This window comes from Shewanella pneumatophori (assembly GCF_023283895.1).
GTDB lineage: Bacteria > Pseudomonadota > Gammaproteobacteria > Enterobacterales > Shewanellaceae > Shewanella > Shewanella pneumatophori.
This window is the reverse complement of the sequence record NZ_JAKILB010000001.1, coordinates 95419-119246: the sequence shown is the minus strand read 5'-3', so window position 1 is coordinate 119246 and position 23828 is coordinate 95419. Positions and strand designations below refer to the sequence as shown.

At 41.4% G+C, this 23828-nt stretch carries 25 protein-coding genes, 1 pseudogene and 1 riboswitch; of the genes and pseudogenes, 5 read left to right on the top strand and 21 right to left on the bottom strand.

Annotated elements, in window-relative coordinates:
• Positions 1–205: 205 nt before the first annotated feature.
• Positions 206–1345 (bottom strand): AI-2E family transporter, encoded by a 1140-nt coding sequence (locus tag L2740_RS00535; protein ID WP_248947995.1) that lies wholly within the window; start codon positions 1343–1345, stop codon positions 206–208.
• A gap of 10 nt (positions 1346–1355) precedes the next feature.
• A complete protein-coding gene (locus L2740_RS00530; RefSeq protein WP_248947993.1) occupies positions 1356–2024 on the bottom strand; it encodes a potassium channel family protein in 669 nt (222 codons plus the stop codon).
• Positions 2025–2539: 515 nt separating this feature from the next.
• Between L2740_RS00530 and L2740_RS00525 the strand changes: the two genes are divergently transcribed.
• From L2740_RS00525 to L2740_RS00515, 3 genes and pseudogenes are all read left to right on the top strand, one after another.
• Positions 2540–3772 (top strand): hypothetical protein, encoded by a 1233-nt coding sequence (locus tag L2740_RS00525; protein ID WP_248947992.1) that lies wholly within the window; start codon positions 2540–2542, stop codon positions 3770–3772.
• Positions 3773–3876: 104 nt separating this feature from the next.
• A pseudogene (locus L2740_RS00520) lies at positions 3877–4230 on the top strand (hypothetical protein); the annotation flags it as partial.
• 303 nt (positions 4231–4533) lie between these two features.
• Positions 4534–5001: a GNAT family N-acetyltransferase gene (locus tag L2740_RS00515; protein ID WP_275973901.1), complete on the top strand. Its 468-nt coding sequence runs from the start codon at positions 4534–4536 to the stop codon at positions 4999–5001.
• A 504-nt stretch (positions 5002–5505) separates the two neighbouring features.
• Here the strand turns inward: L2740_RS00515 and L2740_RS00510 are convergent.
• The 6 genes from L2740_RS00510 to L2740_RS00485 form a co-directional block, all read right to left on the bottom strand.
• Positions 5506–6816 (bottom strand): ABC transporter permease, encoded by a 1311-nt coding sequence (locus L2740_RS00510; RefSeq protein ID WP_420833490.1) that lies wholly within the window; start codon positions 6814–6816, stop codon positions 5506–5508.
• A complete protein-coding gene (locus L2740_RS00505; RefSeq protein WP_420833493.1) occupies positions 6813–7973 on the bottom strand; it encodes an efflux RND transporter periplasmic adaptor subunit in 1161 nt (386 codons plus the stop codon). Before L2740_RS00505 ends, L2740_RS00510 begins: the two co-directional genes overlap by 4 nt.
• Before the next feature lie 89 nt (positions 7974–8062).
• Positions 8063–9229, bottom strand: coding sequence for an efflux RND transporter periplasmic adaptor subunit (locus tag L2740_RS00500; RefSeq protein ID WP_248947989.1), 1167 nt, complete (start codon positions 9227–9229; stop codon positions 8063–8065).
• Positions 9226–10293: an HlyD family secretion protein gene (locus L2740_RS00495; protein WP_248947988.1), complete on the bottom strand. Its 1068-nt coding sequence runs from the start codon at positions 10291–10293 to the stop codon at positions 9226–9228. Before L2740_RS00495 ends, L2740_RS00500 begins: the two co-directional genes overlap by 4 nt.
• Complete coding sequence (locus L2740_RS00490) at positions 10283–10969, bottom strand: ABC transporter ATP-binding protein (protein WP_248947987.1); 687 nt, start codon at positions 10967–10969, stop codon at positions 10283–10285. Before L2740_RS00490 ends, L2740_RS00495 begins: the two co-directional genes overlap by 11 nt.
• Before the next feature lie 499 nt (positions 10970–11468).
• Positions 11469–11858, bottom strand: coding sequence for a hypothetical protein (locus tag L2740_RS00485; protein ID WP_248947986.1), 390 nt, complete (start codon positions 11856–11858; stop codon positions 11469–11471).
• Between the two features lie 381 nt (positions 11859–12239).
• Here L2740_RS00485 and L2740_RS00480 point away from each other — a divergent pair, with 381 nt between their 5' ends.
• Entirely contained in the window at positions 12240–12413 is a 174-nt protein-coding gene (locus tag L2740_RS00480) for a hypothetical protein (RefSeq protein ID WP_248947985.1), read from the top strand.
• A gap of 36 nt (positions 12414–12449) precedes the next feature.
• On the opposite strand, the gene L2740_RS00475 is transcribed toward L2740_RS00480, so the two are convergent.
• From L2740_RS00475 to hinT, 13 genes are all read right to left on the bottom strand, one after another.
• Positions 12450–12854 carry a hypothetical protein gene (locus L2740_RS00475; protein WP_248947984.1) on the bottom strand — a complete coding sequence of 135 codons (405 nt, stop codon included), beginning with the start codon at positions 12852–12854 and terminating at the stop codon, positions 12450–12452.
• A 219-nt stretch (positions 12855–13073) separates the two neighbouring features.
• Positions 13074–13682, bottom strand: coding sequence for a GNAT family N-acetyltransferase (locus tag L2740_RS00470; RefSeq protein ID WP_248947983.1), 609 nt, complete (start codon positions 13680–13682; stop codon positions 13074–13076).
• Between the two features lie 180 nt (positions 13683–13862).
• Positions 13863–14411, bottom strand: a complete 549-nt coding sequence (locus L2740_RS00465; RefSeq protein WP_248947982.1) for an NAD(P)H nitroreductase — start codon at positions 14409–14411, stop codon at positions 13863–13865.
• A gap of 313 nt (positions 14412–14724) precedes the next feature.
• The gene (locus tag L2740_RS00460) at positions 14725–15315 is read right to left on the bottom strand and encodes an HvfX family Cu-binding RiPP maturation protein (protein ID WP_248947981.1); all 591 of its coding nucleotides are present in this window, start codon (positions 15313–15315) and stop codon (positions 14725–14727) included.
• A gap of 202 nt (positions 15316–15517) precedes the next feature.
• Entirely contained in the window at positions 15518–16360 is an 843-nt protein-coding gene (locus L2740_RS00455; protein WP_248947980.1) for a DUF6279 family lipoprotein, read from the bottom strand.
• Positions 16361–16610: 250 nt separating this feature from the next.
• Positions 16611–17771 carry a phosphotransferase gene (locus L2740_RS00450; RefSeq protein ID WP_248947979.1) on the bottom strand — a complete coding sequence of 387 codons (1161 nt, stop codon included), beginning with the start codon at positions 17769–17771 and terminating at the stop codon, positions 16611–16613.
• Entirely contained in the window at positions 17772–18434 is a 663-nt protein-coding gene (gene pnuC / locus L2740_RS00445) for a nicotinamide riboside transporter PnuC (protein WP_248947978.1), read from the bottom strand. It abuts the gene before it with no gap.
• A 121-nt stretch (positions 18435–18555) separates the two neighbouring features.
• Entirely contained in the window at positions 18556–18816 is a 261-nt protein-coding gene (locus L2740_RS00440) for a hypothetical protein (protein WP_248947977.1), read from the bottom strand.
• A gap of 81 nt (positions 18817–18897) precedes the next feature.
• The gene (locus L2740_RS00435; RefSeq protein ID WP_248947976.1) at positions 18898–21033 is read right to left on the bottom strand and encodes a TonB-dependent receptor; all 2136 of its coding nucleotides are present in this window, start codon (positions 21031–21033) and stop codon (positions 18898–18900) included.
• A 51-nt stretch (positions 21034–21084) separates the two neighbouring features.
• A riboswitch (TPP riboswitch) is annotated at positions 21085–21215 on the bottom strand.
• A 137-nt stretch (positions 21216–21352) separates the two neighbouring features.
• Positions 21353–21742: a YcfL family putative periplasmic lipoprotein gene (locus L2740_RS00430; RefSeq protein WP_248947975.1), complete on the bottom strand. Its 390-nt coding sequence runs from the start codon at positions 21740–21742 to the stop codon at positions 21353–21355.
• Between the two features lie 55 nt (positions 21743–21797).
• Positions 21798–22268 carry a PaaI family thioesterase gene (locus L2740_RS00425; protein WP_248471957.1) on the bottom strand — a complete coding sequence of 157 codons (471 nt, stop codon included), beginning with the start codon at positions 22266–22268 and terminating at the stop codon, positions 21798–21800.
• A complete protein-coding gene (locus L2740_RS00420; RefSeq protein WP_248947974.1) occupies positions 22258–22761 on the bottom strand; it encodes a PaaI family thioesterase in 504 nt (167 codons plus the stop codon). The genes L2740_RS00425 and L2740_RS00420 overlap by 11 nt, the downstream gene beginning before the upstream one ends.
• Positions 22758–23114, bottom strand: a complete 357-nt coding sequence (gene hinT, locus L2740_RS00415) for a purine nucleoside phosphoramidase (protein WP_248471955.1) — start codon at positions 23112–23114, stop codon at positions 22758–22760. Before hinT ends, L2740_RS00420 begins: the two co-directional genes overlap by 4 nt.
• A gap of 195 nt (positions 23115–23309) precedes the next feature.
• Between hinT and L2740_RS00410 the strand changes: the two genes are divergently transcribed.
• Positions 23310–23723 (top strand): TetR/AcrR family transcriptional regulator, encoded by a 414-nt coding sequence (locus L2740_RS00410; protein ID WP_248947973.1) that lies wholly within the window; start codon positions 23310–23312, stop codon positions 23721–23723.
• Positions 23724–23828: the final 105 nt, after the last annotated feature.

Below are 23828 nucleotides of genomic sequence, written 5' to 3'. Positions count from 1 at the left end.
AAAGGCTGAACTTTATTGTTCCTGCCTGCTAATCCAGTATTTTCTACAACATGTTAAAAATACGAGTATAAACGGCGGTAATTTACCAATAGGTAATTAAAATTTCAATTCTAAACCAAGGCTACAATTTACAAATAGCAGCAAAACAAATATACAAAAAAGGATGCCAATAGCATCCTTTAAAATTGTCGGTTAGTAACTAGAATTAATCTTCAACCGGCAAACTCACTAACTTATCTTCAGCTTCATTTGCCTGTTCCGCATTGGCATTTTGTTGCTCTTCAGTTTTTAACCACGTCATAAACAACTCATACCAAATAGCCAAAACGACCGCCCCGAAGAAAAGACCGATGATCCCCGCAGTGATCATACCGCCAATCGCACCAATTAAAATAACAGGCATTGGCACATCAACACCACGCCCCATTAACATAGGTTTTAATACGCTGTCAGACACTCCGGCCACTAACACCCAAACTGTAAATATGGTCGCAGGGGTAGAGTCGTGAGTCGAGAAAACATAGAAGATCAGTGGTAGAACCACCAGCAGCGGCGGCAACTGCGCTATCCCCAAAATAAACACGATAAAAGTAAATAGTCCCGCAGCTGGAATGCTAAAAGTAAATAATGCCGAACCAATCAAAATCGCTTGGATAAATGCAACCCCGACGACACCAAGTAGCACGCTGCGAATAGTTGCAGCGGTTAACGTGGTCCACTCTTCACCGTGAGTTCCAGCAATTTTAACCGCTACGGTATTTACCGCGGCTGCTGATTTTTCTGCATGAGCCATAAATCCACCAGCAATGGCCAGTGAAATAATAAACATCACCAGTGTTCCTAAGCTGCTACCAAGCATCCCAGCGGCAGCACTTACAGCAGATTTGATTTGCGGCAAAAAATGCATAACCGCTTTTTCTAAATTATTGGCAAATAGTGCCCACGCCTCAAACAGCTTGTCACCTATCAAAGGAATGTCTGCAATTTTCTGAGTCGGACCAGGAATATCAACTTCGCCTGACTGCAGCACTTCAATAGAGTGTGAAATGCCTTCAAAAATAGAGCTAGTGACTATCCAAAATGGTGCAATAAGTAATGTAATACCAGCGAATGCTAATATCGTTGCCGCCAATCCTCGCCGCCCCTTGAGAGCACGTTCAAGCTTTTGAGTCATAGGCATTAACGCCACTGCGATAATTGCTCCCCACAAAACAGGGATCACAAAGGGCTTAATAATATCAAAGGTCCAAACAACCAATATAAACAACAAGCCAATTCGAATTGCAGACTCCATCATATTATTGATGAACAACTTACTTTGATTATGTTGCATCGGGTTTTCCATAGTACGCTTCCTATTGGGTTTCCTTTTGAGCCATTCCTGCGCTCACCAAACTTGCAACTACAATTGCCATATAAAATACGCCGGCAATTGCCTCCATATAAACTGCGACTTGAGCAAATGGCGTATTCGGACTGATATCGCCATAGCCTAACGTTGTTAAGGTTACAAAACTAAAATACGCCATTTGAGAAAAGTTTTGCCCCCAAACACTATGCTCAACACCGCTAAATGCTTGCGGTGATAGTGCCAAGATCAATAGATAAACTAACGCCCACATTAAGCCAAGTAGCAAGAAAAGCGCTATAGAACCAACGATTTTGTTGCCGTCCACTGACCCACTAAACAGAATTTGCCTAGCGATTGAACTAAAGGTGCCCCAGAAAAAAGCAAACATGAGCATTAGCATGAAAAGATCGATATTCGGTATGGCTGTAAAGCGCTTAACCATTGCAGCAATAAGCCAAACAACAATGAGTCCTTGCATAAAGCGCTTCCAGCTTTTGTCCACTCCTAGACTAACCACACAAACAAGAAAGGTTGCCGCTATCACCCCATCCAATAGGGATTCAAGCATACCGTCAGCCACCGATTTAACTAACGATGCACTTAATAGCAATACAACTAAAGCTGCTGTCATATAATAAAAATTATTGTGCTTAGTAATAACTTTGTTGATCAAACTGGCGCTTCCTTGACAGTTATCATGTTACGGCTAAATACGACTAAAGCCTGCTGGAACGTTAAATACTTCCAATACAATAGCTTACTTTATCTTCGATTGCTGATATTTTTTGAGCGTTTTACCGCACAAATAGCTCTAAATTCGTTCAAAATGATGGATGAACGCTAATAGTATTGCAACCGCGAAGAATATTTGAAATATTCGCTCCCCCCTTGTCGCTAGGTGCAGCTTTAAACCGCTACTTATCATCCACATAAATAGGTGTTAGGTTTTTATGGCTTAACATTGGACGAAACAGGTGTTCTTGTTTAATTTCGCGAAGCGAAAAAATCTGAAAAATGGTAACTGCAGAGGGTTAGTCTCTTTACATCAATAGGTTACATTGATATGTTGAGTCAAAATTAATTAGAAGCAAAGGTTTATCCAAGACGTAAGATAATAAGCAGTTGAACTCAGTAGTTAGCTAACTTGCTATCCAATTCATTATTAAGTTTCGAATAAAAGGATTTAATTTGAAAAAAATAATACTGTTTTGCCTACTTGCTTCGAGTTCCGTTCTCTCTGAAGAGCATGAGCACGAACAATTCCTTTTACAGGCAGTAAAAATCGGTAACCAAATACAAGAACAAACGAAAGGTAAAACTTTAGTTGAGAAAATCTCATTCATTGAAGACTTTGCCAAAGATTTTTCTAACAATCCCATCGGCTTAGATATTCTCATGCAAGAGCTTAGTGTTGAATATTCTTTTGCTGGTTCACATAGTAATGCCTTAATTAGTAGAGATAAAACAGCAGAAATAGAAAGCTCTAGTGTTGAAGATTTGGCTAACTATAATGCAAAAAATGCTGTTGTCGAAATTTTGGAGCGGGCTAAAACACATCAAATCGTTATGGTCAATGAAGCTCATGATATTGCACAACACAGAGTTTTAACTTACCGCTTACTAAAAGGATTATGGGGGCAGGGTTATCGCTACTTTGCAGCAGAAACATTAAGTAACTCCGCTACTGAGCAAATTGATAAAGGCTTTATAACTAAGCAAGTTGGGTATTACACACGTGAAGCACTTTATGCAAATCTAGTGCTTAAAGCAAAAGAAATTGGATTTGAAATTATTTCATATGACCAACATAAGCCACGTAGACTTAATACAATTGATGAACGGGAAACCAATTCTGCATTAACTCTCAAAGAGAAAGTCTTTGACAAAGATCCAGATGCAAAAATTATTATCCATGTTGGTTACTCTCATATAAATGAGGAGAAATGGTTAGCAAGTAAACTTAAAAAGTACACGGCCTTAGAAACGCTAACCATTGATCAAACTAGCCGCATAGAACGAAGTAATACTAAGTATGAGCATCCTACGTATTCTAGAGCTGTTAAAAGCGTCAAAATGGAAGAACCATTTATTTTTGTAAAAGGTAAGCAAATTTGGAGTTCTGATCCAAATAAGTGGGACATTTCAATTTTGTGGCCAAGGACAATTTACCTCAATGGACGTCCAAAGTGGGCTTCTTTAGACCGAGTTAATTACCACGTCAGCGCAAGTGATTGTAAAAACTTGTACCCTTGCATGGTTGACGTTTTTAAATTTAACCATAGAGATGAAATTCCTTTAGACAGAGTGCTAATTTCATCTAAAAATGAGCTCAAGTCAGTCTTTTTATCCCAAGGTGATAATATTATATTGACGACTGATAGTAATGGTAATGAAATTAATAAAATCAAGATTCGAAACTAAGATCAATAGGAAATAGATAGGACACCCATATCTTTGTCCTATCATCCATCCTCTACTAAGCTTTTAGCTACCTGATTGTTACTGCTTAGTGAAGGTTGTTTTGCATCACCTCCGCAAGACAAACTCTAATTGACGCACAAACAACTCCCTTTTATCACATCATTAACCGCTGCGTAAGACGAGCTTATCGGTGTGGCGAAGATGGTTGTAATCTAGAGGGACGATTTAAATTTCAGGCGCTACTTGATGAACAAGCACTGCTAGCTTGTATGATGTATGTCGACTTAAACCCTATTGGAGAGGGTATAGCCTATTCGGTACAAACATCTGATTTCACTTCTATCCAAGAACGAATTACCAAGCTTAAAAATATCGATTGTCGCTCAAAACAAACCTACAATAAAATTGTGGTTCCAGTTGAAGAATTCCGTACTCCCCTTTTTGAATTTGATGGTTCATGAAGTTATACCAGTCCTATCTTTGAGCTATAAATCAGCTCACAAACAGATAAGCACAACTTTTCAACAACCTAACCTATAAAATTAGACTCGATAAATGTTATTGTTCAATTTTGCGGAGCGATATGATTAAAAAACAACAAGCTAATGAAAATTAGTCATTTTACATCAATAGGTTATGTTGATATGTTCGATGTAAATTAATTAGAAAGCAGGGATTTATCCGAGACGCAGGATAATAAGCTGTTAACTGAACTCAAAGGTGTCATTATCACAATTCTTATCGAAACAAATCGCCTTCAGATGCGAGAATTCACATTGGAGGACGTTGATGCCGTTTATGAGTTCTCGACTTGCTCTGATGTTATGCAGTTCACAGGCGACGCCGGCGTCATAAAAAGTAAAGCTGATGCTGAAAATATAATCAGAGAAGTATGGTTGGCAGAATACAAAAGGTATGGTTATGCCCGCTATGCCCTTGTCCACAAGGATGACAACAAGGTAATAGGTTTCTGTGGTGTTAAATATGAGCCGGAACTAGGTTGCCCTGACATAGGCTACCGCATGTTACCCAAGTACTGGGGACAGGGTCTTGGAACTGAAGCTGTCGGCGCAGCTCTTACTTACGCACGTGAAGTACTGGGTCTCAAAAAAATTATAGGCGAAGTCGTAGAAGAAAACGTAGCTTCAAATAAGCTGCTATTAAAGCTTGGCTTTTGCCATACAGAGACCTATGAAAAAGATGGTTTCGTAATAAACCGATATGAATGATACGTCACGCAGTTAACAAGCATGGGCAGACGTGACACAGCAAAGCTCGTGATTGTTATATGTTCGACCAGGAGAGCGGAATGTCAGTAAATGCAACACTAGTTGGTCAAGTATTAGCGCTTTTTATTCTTACTACCAATCTTTATACTGGCGCCAGTATCTTATTATCTAGGAAAGCGAAAGACGGAGACGCCAGGACACAGGTGTGAGTGGCCGTTGGGAAGCAATGAGTCACTTTAAAAGCCAGCGAAAAATGCTGTAGAGGCAAAGGCTATAGCAATGCTTTACATGCAAAATTACTATCACAGACACGCTATAATAAGAACGTTAGCCTTAGTTAAATGACATTAATTAAGGCCACATTAGTAAACTATTCTCGGTTAGTTGGATTAAGCGACCTTACTCGTACCTATTTAAAATGAATCTAATAAAACCAAAAAATAACCCGTGCCGAGACCACGGGTTATCATGTTTATTGACGATTCTGAAGTGCCTGCCTAGCCGTTAATCTCGCTGCAATGCAATAATCGGGTCTAGTTTAGCCGCTTTATTTGCAGGGTATAAACCAAAACCAACGCCTATCGTCATACAAACCCCAAGCGCTAATAAAATTGCAAATGGCGACCATGCCACAGGCCAGCCCGCAGCAGATGAAATAACCAACGCGAGTAATAAACCTACGCCAATACCAATAATGCCGCCCGTTGCCGAAATTGCGATACTCTCGATTAAAAACTGCCGGGCAATATCTTTGCGTTTAGCGCCTAAGGCTCTTAGCAGACCAATTTCACCAGTACGCTCTAAAATAGTCGCTAGCATAATATTCATAATGCCAATACCGCCTACCAGTAACGAAATACCCGCGACGCAGGCCATGACAATATTAAAGATCTGCTGGGTTTTTTGATGTTGAGCTAACAAATCAGCGGGCACGACTACATCGAAATCTTTCTCACCACCGTGGCGTCGATTCAGCAAATGCTGCAAACTTTTCGCCGCTAATGACGGCTCAACGCCGTCAGCTAATGCTAACTTAAATGCATCAAGCTCACTTTCTAAGCTTTTAAACTGCATTTTTTTCAGCGCGGTCGTTAAAGGAATAAATACCTGGTTACGCTCGCCGCCGAGTTTTACTCCTTGAATGCTTGATTTACTGCCCTCTTTTTCAGACAACACACCAACGACGGTAAACCATTGATGATTAACTTTAATCAAACTGTTTATTGCACCGCCTTGAGGGAATAAACTCCTAGCAGCTTCAGGTCCTAGTACTGCAACTTGCTGATAATAAGCCTCATCACTATCAACCAATGTTCTACCTTCACCTAATGGTAAAGAACTTAATTCAAAATAACTTGGCGTTACCCCAACAACTTGCGCGTCACTGCGCCCTTTTAAGCTAAATAAACTAAACACCTTTACATTTTTCTCGGCGCTCCAGTTTTCAACAAAAGGTAGAGTGTCACGAGCGCTTTCAATATCTCTTAAGCTTAAACCTACGCTGTGTTCCCGCACAGATTTCAACGCTTCGCCATCTGCAGGGCGGGCATTAACAACTAGGTTTTTTACCCCCATAGATTCGATCATTTTTAGCGCTTCGCGTTCAGCGCCCTCGCCTACACTTAGCATGGCGATAACGGCGCCAACACCAAAAATCATTCCTAGCAAAGTTAACGAAGTGCGTAACTTATGGTGACGCATCTCATCGAAAGCCTGTTTAACCCCCTCCCAATAAACTCCCCAAGCAAACGATGACTTTTGAGTTGGCTGTGCTAGCGTTTGGGTTAAATCCACTGCCGCTCTATTTTTGGTCATACTCGATTCCTTTTAGGCGGAGTGGTTAATGCAATCGTATCGCCTTGTTTGAGTCCTGCTGTAATTACGGTACGGTTGAGACTGCGATTACCTAGTGTCACACTCTGTTTTTTAAAGCCTGCAGAGGTTTTTAGGTAAACCCAGTATTCACCAGATTTTTGAAACAGTGCTTGGTTCGGAACTGTAATAACATCCTCTAAATCCAGCGCATGTACCATTGCGTTAATTTGACGGCCAGGCTGCATAATCTCAACCATGGTTTTATCTAAACTAACGGTAATTTCAAAATAGTTAACCGGACTGTCTTGCTCTTTTGCCTTAGCTAAAGCATCAAGTTGAGTCAAAGTACCACTGAGAGCAAGTTCGGGATAAGCATCTAAGTAAAGCGTTACCGGCTTGCCAATCGCTAAACCTAGCGCTTCAGACTCAAGCACATATAGCTTGGCTTGCATCTTTGAAGTATCTGGTAATAAACCAATAGCCATCCCTGACCACATCATGTCACCGGGAACTGGTAACGCACCATTCCAGCCAGGCTGAGCCACAAACAATCCATCATGTGGTGCTACTATCTCCATTTGCTTTAAGTTGCTTGAGAAGCGATTGATCTTAGCTTTGTGTCCTTGCTGCTTTAACTTAATAAGTTCTTGCTCTGCCTCCGCTTGAGAGCCATGTTGACTGAGTCCCCAACCATAAAAGTCCATTTTCGCTTCAAGGTAATCTTGGTTTCTCATTTGGTCGATGATATCGATTTTGGTATAAACCCGCTCATCTTCACTGAAAAACCTTTCTGCTAACTCCTGCTCTTGCGCAGTCAGTTTAGTGTCAGTTGTAAGGGTCTTATCAATAGTTCTGTCTTTCTGAGATTGGATCTGGCTGTCTAATCCAAGCCTGTCATAATCTAGCTCTTCCATTTCTAAACGAAAGCTTTCGCGAGTACCATCCATTCTCGCAACCACGTCCCCGGCTTTTACCGTACTAAAATTATCCATGATCCATGCAAGAGATTGCGGACCGCGCAGCCCCATAGGCACATTGACCGTTGTAGAGTTACTGGCCTCAAGCTCACCGGCAGCTGGAATATCAACTTTAAAATCTGAGCGGTTAACATCGATAGTTAACACGCCTTCACTAGCTGGATCGCTACAAGCTGTCATCAAGAACAACGTACTTGCAAGCACGCCTGTACGAATAAACGGCTTTGCCTTTATGCGCAAACTGCATTTGTCGAAGTTAAATACATTCCTCATGGTAGCAGCACCTCTTCACCTTCTGTGAGACCCGAGCTGATCACTACCTGCTCTTTCCCCATTGCTCCTAAAGCTACGTATTGTTTAGCATCACTAAATAAGCCAGGCTTCATAACGTATGCTTTGCCTCTGTCGTAATGCACCGCATCTAACGACAATAAAAGCTCCGGTGTTTGATTGGCGATATCGATACTGATCTTGGCAGTCATTCCCGGTCGCATTAAGTCGCTATCAACTTCATCAATACTGGCCACAGCATCAAAAATGACTAAGGGCACATCTTGGTTTTTGATACGAAAAACTGCACCTAACTCGGTGATCTGGCCGTTGAATGTCTTATCTGGGTTGGCATCGAGGCGAATTTTCAGTGCTTGACCTACTTTGACTCGCCCTGCTTCAACTTCAGGAATTGTCATGTTTACCTGCATATGCTGTAGATCTGGAATACTCAACACCGAATCTCCGACAAAGATATTCTGCCCTTCAGCGAGCTTATTGCCTTGTTGATCATTGCCATACACCACCATGCCGTCGCGCGGTGCAATCAGCGTTAATGATTTAATTCCTTTTTGTAAGGCTGCAACTTCAGCAGCAAATTTTTGCTGATCTCCAGCAAGCATCTTCATTCGCTGCTCGGCACTGCGGATCTCTAAATCAATTTTCTGATTAATTAACTTAACTCTATCCTTTGCAATCACGGCATCGCGTAGGTATTTTTGCTGATCAATAACAGAAACCGTTTCATCAGAAATATCGACTTTCATCTGACTCTTTTCTTGAGTCATTTTAGCTTCAGCCAGTTCGAGTTTCAGTTCTTCTAATTTCTTAGCGTTACGTAGCTTTGACGTTTCAATATCTTGTACTGTGGTTGCTAGGTTAGCCGATTTACTGGACAGCCTTTGGGTTAATGTAGAGGTGTCAAGCTGCGCCACTCTGTCTCCCTTTTTGACTTCAACCCCCTCTGGCGCAAGCATTTTGACTTGGTATTGCCAAACTCGACGTAATGCCGGCGGCTTGAGGCTGACAGTGTTTGCAGAAACCAACTCGCCTGTAACTTCAATTTGTTGGTCAAGAATGCCAGATTCAGCCTTTGTCAGTACTTGATCACCGCAACCAGCCAACAGCGCACTCATCACGCATAGGTTTATCGTTAGTTTATTCATGAAGAATGGCCCTCTGTTTCAACAAGCACACTCATACCAGGAATAATTTCCACTTGTTCGTTATTTTCAAATTTGATCGAGATCTTAAACCAATTGCTATCTCCCCAGGCTGGTTGCTTGCGGGCCTGACGACTGATCTCATCAATACTGCCGCTAAGCTGTACACTTGATTGTGAATCAAGACGTAAATGCACGGGCTCGCCAATTTTGATCCGGTCAACGTCAACTTCGTTCACCCACGCCACAACTTCTAGATCATTTAGTGCAGGGATATTGGCGACCTGTCGCCCAATTTGTACATTATCGCCCACAGAGTATTTCTTATAGCTCCAAGGATCGCGGCCATATAATACTGGGCCGGCAATATCAGCAGTTAACTCCAACTGCTCTAAGCCTGACAACGCTTGACTTAGTTCCAATTGAGCACGCTTTTTATCAATCGCTAACTGCGACAGCGACGCTGTTCTTTTATCTTCGATTTCAGATAATGCCTGACGCTTTTTAGACAGTTCAGAGGTTGCCTTCAATTGCTCAAACTGATTGTCAGCATAATCTTTTGCAGCGATATACTCTGCTGGAATAGCGGCATCTAGTTGAGCTTTTTCAAGTTCGAGCTTTGCCTGTTTAAGGTCAAATTCAGCTTGTAATAGCTGTGCGTTTAGCTCTATTGCTTGGCTCTGCTCCTGAGCGGTTACTCGCAAGAGACTGCCTTCTAACTGATCAATACGGTTATCAATTTCACTTTTATCAAAGATAACCACAACCTGATCTGGCTTAGCCAAAGAGCCCTCGGGCATCATCCATTGAATTTGATAACGCCAAGAATCCCCCGCTTTAGGCACCACAAAGGGCTGTGAAACAACCGATGCTACCTGTCCAGTAAGTAGTAATGGCATTAACTTAGGCTTATCCGCCTGCAACTTATTTTGTATAGACGATGATAGGCCTTGCTCAGCAGTTACGCTGGAGCTCGCTGCAATAGCAAGCGGTGCAAACATTGTCAGTAACGAAGCGAAAGACAAAGGAAACAAAACAGGGCTTTTAGATAGTCGTTTAAGCGGCATTTTCACCTCGCTCTTCTATCTCAACAATATCGCCATCACGCATGCGGATAATGCGCTGCGCATAAGCTGCAACTTCTTCTTCATGAGTCACTAAAATAATTGTTTGCCCGGCTTTATGTAACTCAGTAAAAAGCGCCATAATCTCAACTGAAGTCTTACTATCTAAAGCCCCTGTTGGCTCATCAGCCAATAAAATAGCAGGACGATTGACTAACGAACGAGCAATTGCGACCCGTTGTCTTTGCCCGCCAGATAACTGATTGGGACGATGGTCGTGGCGAGAACCCAGCCCCACACGATCGAGTAACTCATGGGCATAGGCTGAGTCTTGATTAGGATCGGCAGAAAAACGCAGCGGTAAAAGGACATTTTGCAAAGCAGATAAACGTGGCAACAAATGAAAGCTTTGAAAAACGAAACCAATCTCTTTGTTACGAACTGCTGATAATGCATCATCGTCAAGCTCTGCAACTTCTTGACTGTTCAGGCTATAGCGCCCCGAAGTAGGTTTATCTAGGCAGCCTATAATATTCATCAGAGTTGATTTGCCTGAACCAGATGGCCCCATGATGGCAACAAACTCATTTCTTGCGATAGTAAAACTCACTCCGTTGAGTGCTTTTACGCAACTATCACCCATTGGGTATTCTTTAGCTAATTGGTGAACTTTGATCATAACGGACTCATATAGCAAGGCTCAAATAGCTGAGTTCATAAGAACTAAGCCATCAGTGATAGGGTTATCATACCGCTAAGCACGACACTGTTTGGCGATTGCTCTGCAAAAATTTGTAAATAATCGTAATACGAATGTATTAGCAAGCCTATTTCATAACATGGCTGCTAAATTAATTGCAATGGAGAATAGCTTTGTTTGCTGGTGATAGGTTGTTTGTGAAAACAGCTTGTATGAATGTTAGACATTGTTGCTCCTTGCTAAGCTCATTCAGTTCCATTTGAATCGATATTTTGCGTTTATTACTTTTGAACTTAGCTATTGATTGAGCTTGGATAGTCAGTCAGCTTGCTCTAAGTTGATATAAAATATTCGCAAAATCCAACCTAACGCAGTTTTATAGAAAAAACAAGCCGTTAACTAGCTGAGTATATTTCATGTTATCGACTTAGTTGGATATTTCGGCGCGCTTATCAATCCAGTCCACAATAAAACAAGTCTAAGCTTGCAAGGCGCCAATAGCAGTAAAACCCGCAATAAGTACAAAGAGTAGCCATTGAAATAACCGCTTAAGTGAAACAGAAGCATCACTCATAAAAGCAATATAAATCTGCCAAATAGCAAACAGGCCAAAGTTAAGTGCGATAAAGATAAGCATGCCATAACTTTGCATTTGGGCGACTGCCGCAAAGGCGCAAGCAAGCAGTACAAAGCTTGATAGCAATAAAAACACAGTCACATAGTGAAAAACGCATCGCATTATCACTTGGGCAGTCGCATCAAAGTCAGCATGTAACATGGGCATTAAAAACTGCTTTCTAGCATAAGTTAAATGCCAAACACTTGTCGCTAAGGCAATTACACCAGCTATCAACAAGTATATGTTCATATATTATCTCCTATTTTTCTGTTTGGCTTAGGTGTAATTTTTAACTTAATTTTCTTAGTTATATTTGCGCCAGTTAAAGTTAGAAGCTCTATTACTCCAGCATCACCGATTGCTGGCGCCGTTAAATGATTTGAATACTAGCTCATTTGGCCAGAGCTAATGCCAATTTGGTAAATAAGCTGGTTGGTACTGCTTTGATACTCAGCTTTAGTACTCAGCTTTAGTACTCAGCTTTAGTACTCAGCTTTAGCACTCAACTTTAGTACTCAGCTTTAGTACTCTGTTTTAATCGCCGAAGTTTAGCTTTCCTGATTTACAGCCCAGAAAAACTGCTAACCTCAACCATTGTTAGATTAGTAGACAGAATTTTTAGGCGCATTATTGCAAGGATTATTAATAATTTTTGTCTTTACAGGTATTGCCTTGCAGCATTGGTTCTTTGGTATTCCAGCAAGCCTTCTCAATGCAATATCACCTTTGTTCAAGATGCTGCTTTCAGTTTATTTAGGCCACAAAAAAGCAGCCTTGAAGGCTGCTACTTATTTTGATTGCTAGACACACTATGCTTGCTGTCTTTTTTAACCAATACGATTACATGGTTGCCATGGTCCAGTAATCTAAGCGCTTATCAGGCTGAGCAATAATGGTTTTACATTTTTCTTTATATTTACCCATCAAAGGCCCTAGGCTTTGGCTATTGGGCATAGATGCTTTATGTTGTTCAGCAGCCTTAGTTACTGCAGCTGCCACTTTATCTTCAGACTGATATTTAGCAGCGATTTCGATCGCTTGCTGGCCAGATTGCTGTAATCGCTCGCCAACAGCTTGCATTTGCGGCGCATTCATTGCTGAAATCGCGTCAGATGCAATTTGATAATAAGCTGCACATTCAGCCAGCTCTTGTGTAAAAGCATCTTCCGCTTCGCCAGCGAAGCTATTAAAAGACAATACGCTAGCAGCGAAGATCACCATGGATAGTTTTTTCTTTGCAAGCATTTAATCAATTCCTTTTTATTTCGTTGCTATCATCAGTAGCTAATTTTTAGTTAGGTTAACCATTTCTACTTTAGGTGCCACTGAATATCAAGAATAAAGCGAGAAAACAGCCAAAAAGAGTGTCAATCGCTTACAGAAACGATTACCTCACAACAGACGCTTCATCGATAAGTTAACAACAGCGAGAGCCACAACACTCTGCGGCTCTGTTGCATAAGTTTATTGACTCGACTCTTGATAGCTCAACAACTTGTCTTTTAGGCCTTGTTTTACATCAGGCCATTCACTATCGATTATTGAGTAAATAACAGTGTCTCTAATCGTGCCATTGTTAAGAATTTGATGGTTACGCAAAATACCGTCTTGAGTCGCGCCTATACGACATATTGCTTGGCGAGAAGCTTGGTTTTGAATATGGGTTCTAAATTCTACGGCCATGACATCTAACGTTTCAAAGGCGTAACTTAAAATGAGTAACTTAGCTTCAGTGTTTACCGCGGTTCGCTGTGCACTTTTTGCATACCAAGTATAGCCCACCTCTAAACGACGGTGCTGCTGTTCCCAGCTGCAAATCCGGGTGCAACCAATAACTGCGCCTGAATGGCGACAGCGCACAGCAAAAGCTAAGGCTTCACCGCGCGCTTCAGCCTCTAAGGCGCTAGTGATATAAGCTTTCATATCATCAGGGTGTGGAACCTTGGTATACCAAAGCTCCCATAAATTACCATCTGCAACGGCAATACTTAACGCAGCTTGATGATCCATCGTTAAAGGTTCAAGTACTATATGTTCGCCAACTAAATTGGCCTCTTTAAGTTCTACGTTCAACACAACCTCCTGTCTAATGCTGGCAAAATTAAGACTGAAACTAAGCTATTGGTATTATTCTCATTACTCGTTTGTCTTAATCATAGTTGTTACATCTATAGCTCAATTGTCTTATCAAAATTTAGCCTAAGTATCTTATTCAAAGCTGATGCTTTGCACTCTCGTCAAACAACACTGCCCTTATAAGTACCGCGCAAAGCTCATACCATCTTTTAACGCTTTAGTCGGAGCGTCGATAGCGGGCGTGCCTAGGTATAAAAAGCCAACGATTTGGTCGCTAGTTGTTAAGCCAAGAGATTGATGCACATTCGCATCAAAGGCTAATTCTCCGGTACGCCAAATACCCCCTAGGCCTTGAGCAAATGCTGCTTGTTGCATAGCCATAACCGCGCAGCCTGCAGCTAAATGTTGCTCTAGTGCAGGAACTTTTGGATGTTCTTTTACTTTAGCGACAACGGTTATTACCATCGGAGCCCGCTGCGGCATATTACTCGCTTTAGTAATCAAATCCGCATCAGCTCCTTTTTCTGTTAAGGCACCAATAAAAATATCCCCAAGGCGAGTTAACCCCTCCCCTTCAGCGATAATAAACTCCCAAGGAGTTAGCCCTGCATGATCTGGGGCACGGGTCGCTGCATCTAGGATATGCTGCAATTGCAACTGGCTAGGAGCGGGAGTTGTTAATCTTGGGGTTGATTGACGAGTTAATAATAATTCTAATGCGTCCAACTGATTGTCCTTAATAAACATGTTACGAAAGAAGAATTACTCAAATGCCTATTGAGAATATCAACTGTGCAAAAAAAATCCCACCTATTTAGTGGGATTTAATTGAAATGGGTTAATTACATAAAATAAAAGCTTTTTGGCAGTGATATCTATCAGCATAAAGATTCAACCGCTTTGCAAAAGTATCGGTGATGCTCGTTCTTTGCCTAACAACACTAGTCGTCAAACACCTAAACTCACAAAGGAGCGGCCATACTGGCAATGATTAGCATTGAGCTCTTTAGTTGAAAAGCTCTGAGCCCTGTATTTGTTGTTATAAGCCATTACGCTTAGCGATAAAGTAGTCAACGCTCGTATAGCGGCCGCCTCCAACAAAAATTAAGACAAGCAACATAAACAAATAGGTGATGGCAAACTCGATACCGTTATTAAGGATGACGAAATTACCTGAGCTAGTTAACCATTCATAATTGCCATTAGCCTGTAAAATCTCTTTTGCTTTAGCCAGCTTTTCAGCAGAAGCCATGACATTATCATTAGCTAACCAAGAACTGGAGTCTGCAATGGCTAACCAACCATTTTGAATATGTACGCTAAAAGCGGCTACGAACATAGTTATCGCTAATGGAATCGATACTAGTCGCGTAGCAAATCCTACGATGAGTAATGCACCACCAAAAAATTCTGTTCCGGCTGCAAGCGCAACCATAAGCTCCGGAAATGGCAAGCCAAGACCCCAATCAGGATTACCAAACCAAGCAGCGGTATCACTGAAATTACTTAACTTGTTATAGCCTGCTTGCATTAAAACCGGTGCCAAATACAAACGCAGCGCTAAGGGCGCAAGTCCCTCAAAAAACTTAAGTCCACTCAAAAACTGCTGATAAAGTTTAACTAATTGCATGTCGTTCCCTCTTAGCTTGAGTACTCAAGCTTAAATATTGCAAATAAACAAGTGACTCTCACTGCTTACGTAAGGCTAATTGCTAAATTCGGCTAATTCCCTAATTTGGGAAAACAGCTAGATCAGTTAAAACCTAGCCCCTTTAGCAACATAGACCTTGAGCAACAAAACTTTCTTTCAATCAGTTTGTAAATATAGACTATTAGCTATCTTCACTAAGCTCAATTAAATCCTCTTGTAACGCCATCATCTTGTTATGAAAATAACGTTTTTGCTTAGCACTCGCCTGTTGATTCAGCAATATCAACAATTCCCCAAACTGCTCGGTATTACTATCAAGCGCCTTTTTATAGGCTTGCGAGCGTAGCTTATCAGGCTCGGTCATGAGTAAGGTTAGGCTATGCGATAGCGCCTTTTGATTGTGTCTATTTTTAAGTGCCTGTGAAAATAAGCGGATCCATTCATGTCGATACTCAAGCCACATATCTAATGTTGCGCCGCGGGTTTGATTATAGTTGTGAATGGCACTTTTTTGTTCAGCGGATAATTTACCTAGCCATTTTTTAGCACGTTTATTAATCCGTTCATCCGCCATCTCTACTAATTCAGCCTGATCCTTGCCTAAGTATTTTTCATTTAACTCTTTTTCTTCAACTCTAAGTTGAGCGATAATTTGTGCAACCTGCTTATCTGAAAAGGAACTAATAATGGGCAGTAAAGACGGTAACAGGTAATCAAAAGTACGTGACCAATGACTTTTGGCTTCAGCAACATGGTCAGCCCAAATTTCGGGGGTTAATGACTGCTGCTCTAGCGCGTTAGATAATTTGGCTAACTGATTTTCATAGCGTAATAGCTCTTCACTGCGGTGCCAATGTAAAAACTGTTTTAGCGTATCGTCAAATTGCTCTTGCTGTTTAGCGTCTAAGGTAACGTATTCTTCAAGTTTCCACTCAATCGCCCAATCCAAAAAGTAATAACCCACTTTAGTTGAGCAGCCTACAAGGCCAAATATCAACAGTACTACCATTGCAAGTTTTCTCATTAGCCCTCCTCCAAACACAGTGTTTTGTCTTAACCTAGCATAGAACAACGAATATAAATCGCTCAGATACAAATTGTTGTATCTGCTCTAATGCCTAACTCAGGTAGAAATATATTTATCCCAATGGTAGATAAATTTAAAACTTGCTCGATGGACTACTTTTAGTAGGTAGTTTATAGGATAACTTTTAAGAACTTAATTATGGAGGCTTAGCGATAAGATGTTCAGGTTTACTGTCTATCCCCCTTTATCAAGGATTGCTAATTAGCTGATAATACTCCTCGGCACAAGCTAAGTAACCTTCTATTCCCTGCAGCTCTTTGTCTGCAATATTGACCTCAATTTCGTCTTGCTTGATCAAATGATCAAATGCCATTTGTAACGCCCAGCAAACGGCAAACACCCAATAAAGATCTATCGCAGCACTTACCGCTGAACCTGCATGATGATTCAAATTCGGATTATTGGCTAAGTATTCTTCAATAATCCATTGCCGTTGTTCATTCGATAACGAATGACTGGCAAGCACTGCCGCCAAATCACATAGCGGATGGGAGCTGCAGGCATATTCAAAATCAATACACTTAAGCGCCCCTTCAACCAATAAAATATTGAATGGATTTAGATCTCTATGGCTAAATTGCTGACGGATCATGCAATGATTCAAGCGACGAAGCATAGCTTCGATTTGCTCAATATTAGCCACCAGCTTGGCATAACTTAGCTTCCACTTCGTAAGTAAAGCGACTTGCGCCTTGGTACAATGGTGCGCTTGTAAAGCTGTCACTTTGGCAAACATACTTTGCAGGCGATGATGATAAACATTCCATTGCTTATCAACTGGCATTTTATTTTCAGGCTCTGGTAACTTAGCCAAGCCGTTTAGCAGTGGTAGTAATAACCTTGCTTCTTCAATAGCTGCACTAGCCGATTTGCCAAGTGTATTGGGTAACTTGAGAGGCTGAGTTTGACCCAGCTGCTGACTTTTATATGAGTTCAGACGGAGAGTCTGGTTTAATGAGTTAGTGAGCGCAGTTGTCATTGAACTGACACCATTTTCACTACTTAACGCACTCCAATTGTATTGCTGCAGTTGCAAATAATAGCGGCTTAAATAAAAGCGATTGCAAGGGCTAACATATACCACCTCTGGTGCTAAAAAGTGACTAGCTGCTAAGCGCCAATTAGCGACCTCAGCTCTGCGATCACAGATCTGAGAACTAGCCCAACTATTGACCCTTAGCACCCATAAGCTTTCACCATCATAACTAGGATGACAGCCACGAACGCAGTAATTTTGATTACTCAACCCCTGACTTAACCGAGTAATCAAACTTACATCAGTGAGCTTAGCTTGCTCAAGATAGCTTGCTAACGCTTTAGTTAAAAGCTTGGTTTCTTGCTCACCCACTTAGGCTTTACCTTCAGAGAATTTGCTATCGGCTAGCGTTTGTTGATCTTCCATCTTATTGCGCCACATATAGTAACCAAACACCACCATACCAAGATAAAGCACAAATAAAACAGCAGTTAACATCAAGCCTTTACTCACATACAAGTAAATGGATACCGCATCTATCACAAACCAATAAAACCAGTTCTCTAGCACTTTTTTCGCGACTAAATAAGTTGTCATTACCGCAAAACACGTTGTTGCAGCATCTAAGTAAGGCAAAGAGGCATGGGTTTGAGTTGCCATAAAATGCCCTACAGCTAGCGCAATAATGCCTGTTATGACAATAATTTTAAGATGGGTCATTGCGCTCCAAGAGACGATATTTACCCCATCATGTTCTTTACCGCCACGGGTCCACATCCAATAGCCATAAACAGCCATCGCCATATAGTAAACATTTAGCAATGACTCCATTAATAACGATACGTTCCAAAACAGAACAGTGTAAATAGCCGTGCTAGCAAAAGCGGCAGCCCAGCACCAAATACTTCCCTTCATCGCAAAAACTAAGTAAGCCACAGCCAGTAACACTGCAACCGCTTCCCAAGCAGTAAGTGCCTGTGCTTCACTCAGTGCAGTGGTGACACTATTGACTAGCGACAACCAAAATTCAGACATAATAAACGCCTTGTATTTAGCCTAAAGATAAACCAAATAGCCGTTATAAGTGGATAGAATTAAAATAGCCACAACGCTAGCCCATTTTGGGCTTAGCTGCTGTGGCCTATTTATGTTGAGATTATTCGCTGTGGCTTAAATTAAGCTCGCCGCCAATGAACTTACACACAAATACTGCTTTACCGAATTTCTCATGGGCAGCTTGCATTTCAATTGCGAGCATCGACATCACATCAGCATACTCACCAACAACTTGGGTCGCCATAGCGTTAGTCACGCGTTGGATATTTTCATAACTGTCAACGCGAGCGATAAACCATTTGATTGGTTCTAAGTAGTTATCTTGTAACGGATAACAACTGATCTCAGCTGTTAATTTCATAGTAAACCTCAGCCAGTTTAATTAGCTGGCAAATAAAAGTGTTTTTAAACACGGGATATCGAAACAATTTAAAATTGGTAATTATAAGAACTTAACGTTAAAGGTAACCCCTATCTGACGCGGGTCGCCGTAGCGAATATATTGCTTATCTGCCCAGTCAAGGTCGGGCTCATTACCGAAATAGAAGCCACGGACGCCATATTGTTCATCAAACAGATTACGTCCCCACAGGTAAGCAGACCAAATATCCGCTTCGTAGCCAAACTTTGCATTGAAGATTTGGTAAGCGTCAGATTTTGATTCATTACTATCAGAATAGTAAAAATCACTCTTGCCGCTGGCATTAACATTGGCAAACCAACCGTTATCACTACGATATGTCGCACCTAAACTAAAGGTAAAGTTTGGTGAATGGGCCAATTCGCGACCAGAAAGATCGACTATGCCGCCATACTTGTCTTCATATCCATAGTCGCCATAAGCCGTTTCTAACCAGCCTACGCTACCATATACCTGCAGGTTATCTGTTGCGTACCAATTACCATCCAACTCGGCACCATAATTATGTGAGCTACCTGCATTTTCGGTAAATAGGATGAAGTTACCCTCTTCACCTGGAACAGTAGATTGCTGCGACGCTGCAACTTGTTGATCTTGTCTATCCATAAAGAAGATAGCCAAATTGGTATTAGCTGCGCCATCTAACCAAGTCGACTTTAGACCAATTTCATAGTTATATAGGATTTCTGTGTCGTATTCTTTTTTGTCTGCAAGCTCTACAGGGAGCGACATGTTAAAGCCACCGGCTTTATAACCACGAGCGACACGAATATAAGATTCATGCTCATCACTTAGCGCTTTGCTTAGTGCGATATGTCCACCCCACATGGTTTCACTTGGAGAAAATTCATCACCTGCTGAGTCACTATAATCGCTGTCTCTGCGCTCAACACGCATACCAACTGATAACGCATAATTTGCCCCCAGGTCAGAATCAAGCTGGCCAAATAGAGCATAGTTTTTAGCTTGGTATTCAGCAGTTAACTGGCTATAGCTATCAACAGTATCGTTGTCTTCTTGTAAATCCATACCATAAACACCCACCAGCCAGTCAGTGCTATCAGAGAAGATTCGACCAGCTTCTGTTGAAGACAATCTAAATTCTTGGGTAATGGTTTTTCTTTCGCCTTTCTTATCCCAGTTATACTCATATTCACAAGGCGCACCGTCACAATCACGGCTCTCCCAGTAATCAGGATTTGCCCAGTCACCATCATAGTTGTGGCGGGTATCTGATTGAGCAAATGAAGTTAATGAGGTTAACTGGAACTTCTCAGCACCAGTGTAAGTAAATTTAAGTGATGAGCCGGTAGTTTTTTGCTTATCTTCGCCTGGCGCGTCAGTTAAGGTATCGAAACCATTATTATCAAGCGTCCAAACATCATAACCATTGTCATAGTTGGCATGAAGCAAGGTAAGATCAATTTCTAGATCATCTGTCGCATACCAGCGTAGTTTAGCGCGGCCGGTAAATTCATCGCGATTATTAGTGTCGCTGCGGCCTAAATAAAGGTTGTCACGGTAGCCATCTTGCTGATGTTGCTGCAAAGACACGCGATACAATAAATTACCTGAATCAGTTACTGGGCCAGAGCTAAAACCGCTAAAGGTTTGCAAATTATCATCGCCAAGCGACACTTCTGCACCATGTTCAAACACATCTGTTGGATCGTTACTTTTTAGGTAGATAAGGCCTGCCAATGCGTTGGCACCATAGCGCGTGCCTTGTGGGCCACGTAATACTTCAACTTGTTGTAAGTCGTACATGCTTGATGCCATACCAAGACCAGAAAGGTCAATATCATCAACCACAAACCCTACCGAAGAGTTAGGCGCGCCTTGATACTCTTCTTGCTCACCAACTCCGCGTATTTGAAAATATTTAGGACGCGAGCTGCCGCCAGACCAGTTAAAGTTAGCGATATTATTAAGTATGTCTTCAAAATGCTGCGCGCCTTGATCTTCAATCTGTTGCTGATCAATAACGGTAACACTTGAAGGCATTTTTTCTAACGCTGAGCCACGAAAATCTGAAGTGACAACCATGACTTCAATGCCATCATTTAAGCTAGCATCGGTTTCGGCAAAAGCATTGGGAGAAGAGACCGCAGCAATAACTGCAAGCGCAACAGGCGAATAAGATTTAAAGTTTAACATAGGACCTCAAAGTAAAATTTTGAGATCCGGCAACATAAAGAAGCGATCGGGAAATGACATGTGGCCCATTCCTACGCCGGTATTAGCCGGATCAGGTTCAAAGGGTTTGTTTTGCAACATCTCAGTACGAGTCTATAAATCAAACTTTTGATTGATAGACTTTAACACCCCTTGGCGAGCGCGATTATACATGAATTTTACAACTCAGTGACAGACTTCTTAATAAACCTGAACGACATGCATAAAAAAACGTCAGCTTAACTGACGTTTTTTTAACAAGCATGATCTTGTTATGGCTTACTCTCTTATTCGCATTGACCTAATTAGAAAATGCTTTTCTAACATAAAGCTCAAAGCGAGTAGCATTGGCATTAGGCGCTACTGCGCTCACTTGTAATTGCTGCTTACCGTGTAACTTTACCGATTTCCAGCTTACGCCTTCATCATCAATGGTCATGCCATTTAAGTCATACCAAGTAAACTTGTACTGTACCCGTAGGTCGGTTGACACTTGGCTAGCGATAGTACCGGTGCCGCGTAAAAAGCCACCTTCTGGGCGAGCCATAATATTGTTGACCTGAATTTCTTTACCAAAACTATTGTTATCGACTCGTACTTGGCCATTTGAGTCAGCCATCACACCTGCGGTATGTGGTGCACAAGCAGTAAATACGCATGCCAAAAATAATCCCAATAATACTTTTTTCATCTCAAGCCCCTTTGCTGCACAAGTTTGCCATTGCTCAATATAATTTAGCACTAAATTAATCGATCAAAAAGTGCGCTCTAGCGGTAGCAATCAAATGCTTACGATTTGTTTGCCAACAATTAATACTGACATTGGCGACTCTACGCCCCTGGCGAGTAATCTTACACTCAGCAAAACTGTCTTTATGATAACCAGCTCTTAAGTAATCAATTGAAAAATCAACAACTTTAGGTACTTTAGTGGTTTGCATAAATACCATTAACTGCACAATTGCAGACATCTCCATAAAACCTGCAATCACTCCACCATGTAAGGCGGGTAAGATAGGGTTACCTATATTGTCGTCTTTCGCAGGCAATTTAAATACTAGCTCATCACCAAAGCGCTCGACGCCCATACCAATAAACTTTGCATAGGGTACATGTTCTAAAAGGTGACCAAAATCATTAAGTTCTGTCGCCTTTTTGACTATGCCTTTAACATCAAGTTTAACGCCATCATCAACAGCACAAGGTTCACTGCTCATTATCGCTCCCCATCAATGCTTGTCTAAACTCTTCACCAACCATTTCTGGACTAATGCGCATAAATGAACCAACCGCATGAGCAATAGGATCATCAATTGAATCTTGATATGCAATCGCACGGGTAAATGCAACACTTGACGATAACTTATAGCATTGTGCATATCCGTAAACAGGCTTATGTGGCTCAGCAGGCTTCATATAGTCTACACGCAGATCTAAGGTGGGTGAGATCTCAAGTAAACCAAACTTATCAAAAATCGAGCACACTACAGCGCAACCACTAGCTGTATCCATTAAAGTAGTGATCACGCCACCATGAATCACCCCGGTATCAGGATAGCCAACAAGTTGCTTATCGTAAGGCAACTCCATCAAAACATGACTGCCACTACCTTCGAGCACTGCGAGTTTAAGCTTACGGCACTGAGTTAACTGCTCAACGAATCGACTTGCCATTTGGGTCAGCGCGTCTTTTTCATTGCCTATATTCATGCACTTGGGCTCAACATACGCCCTAGTGGATGTCCGCCCACTAAATGCATATGGATATGGAAAACTTCCTGACCACCGTGCTTATTACAATTCATAATTAAACGGTAACCATCTTCTGCAATACCCGCTTCTTGTGCCAATTTGGCCGCAACCGACATCATACGCCCTAAGGCTTTTTCATCGGATGCTTTAATGTCATTGGCCGTTGGGATCAAATGATTAGGGATAATCAAAATATGAGTTGGTGCCTGAGGCGTGATATCTCTGAATGCGGTAACAAGCTCATCTTGATACAAGATATCAGCTGGAATTTCACGTCGAATAATTTTACTGAATATGGTTTCTTCGGCCATTTTTCTGCCCTCAAAAGGAATAAACTAGTCCATAGTATACGCGAAATAATGCACAAGGCGATGGTCGAATATCAATACAAATCATTCCTTTGCCACTTAACAAACTGTACATAGAATAAACAGATGTATATACAATGTGGTTGACTTTCATTTGATTAACGCATTTAATAAATAAAAATTTGTTGGAATTTGATAATGCTTACTGAAAAAGAATCCGCTCTACTGAATGCGGCAACAGAACTTGTACAAGAAAAAGGCATGATTGCACTTAATATGTCAGATGTGCATAAAAAAGCCGGCTACTCGCGAGCAGCGCAGTATCAATCTTTCAGCGATAAAAATGCGCTACTTGCTGCTCTGTGTATGCGAGAATTAGTGAGTAATACTCAAGCTATCGAAGAAAAACGCTTTGAAGATTTAACTGGCGACTTTTCAGTAGTATTAAGACCTGTAGTATATCGCTACCTAAAGCTTTCAGATCGTTTAATGATTGATTCAGCATTTGGTCTAATGTTAACTCAAGTCCGCACACTGCCTGATGACGAGAGATTTAACTTCTTGAAAAGCGGCTTTGAGTTTTTAAATCAAGAACGTGAAATGAACCGCTAAATACTAGCTGCTAATTTGATTGTAGTTAAAATATCAAACACAAAAAAAGAGTCATAACCATGACTCTTTTTTTGTGCCTTTCAGTCATTCGGAGCGAACGACCTC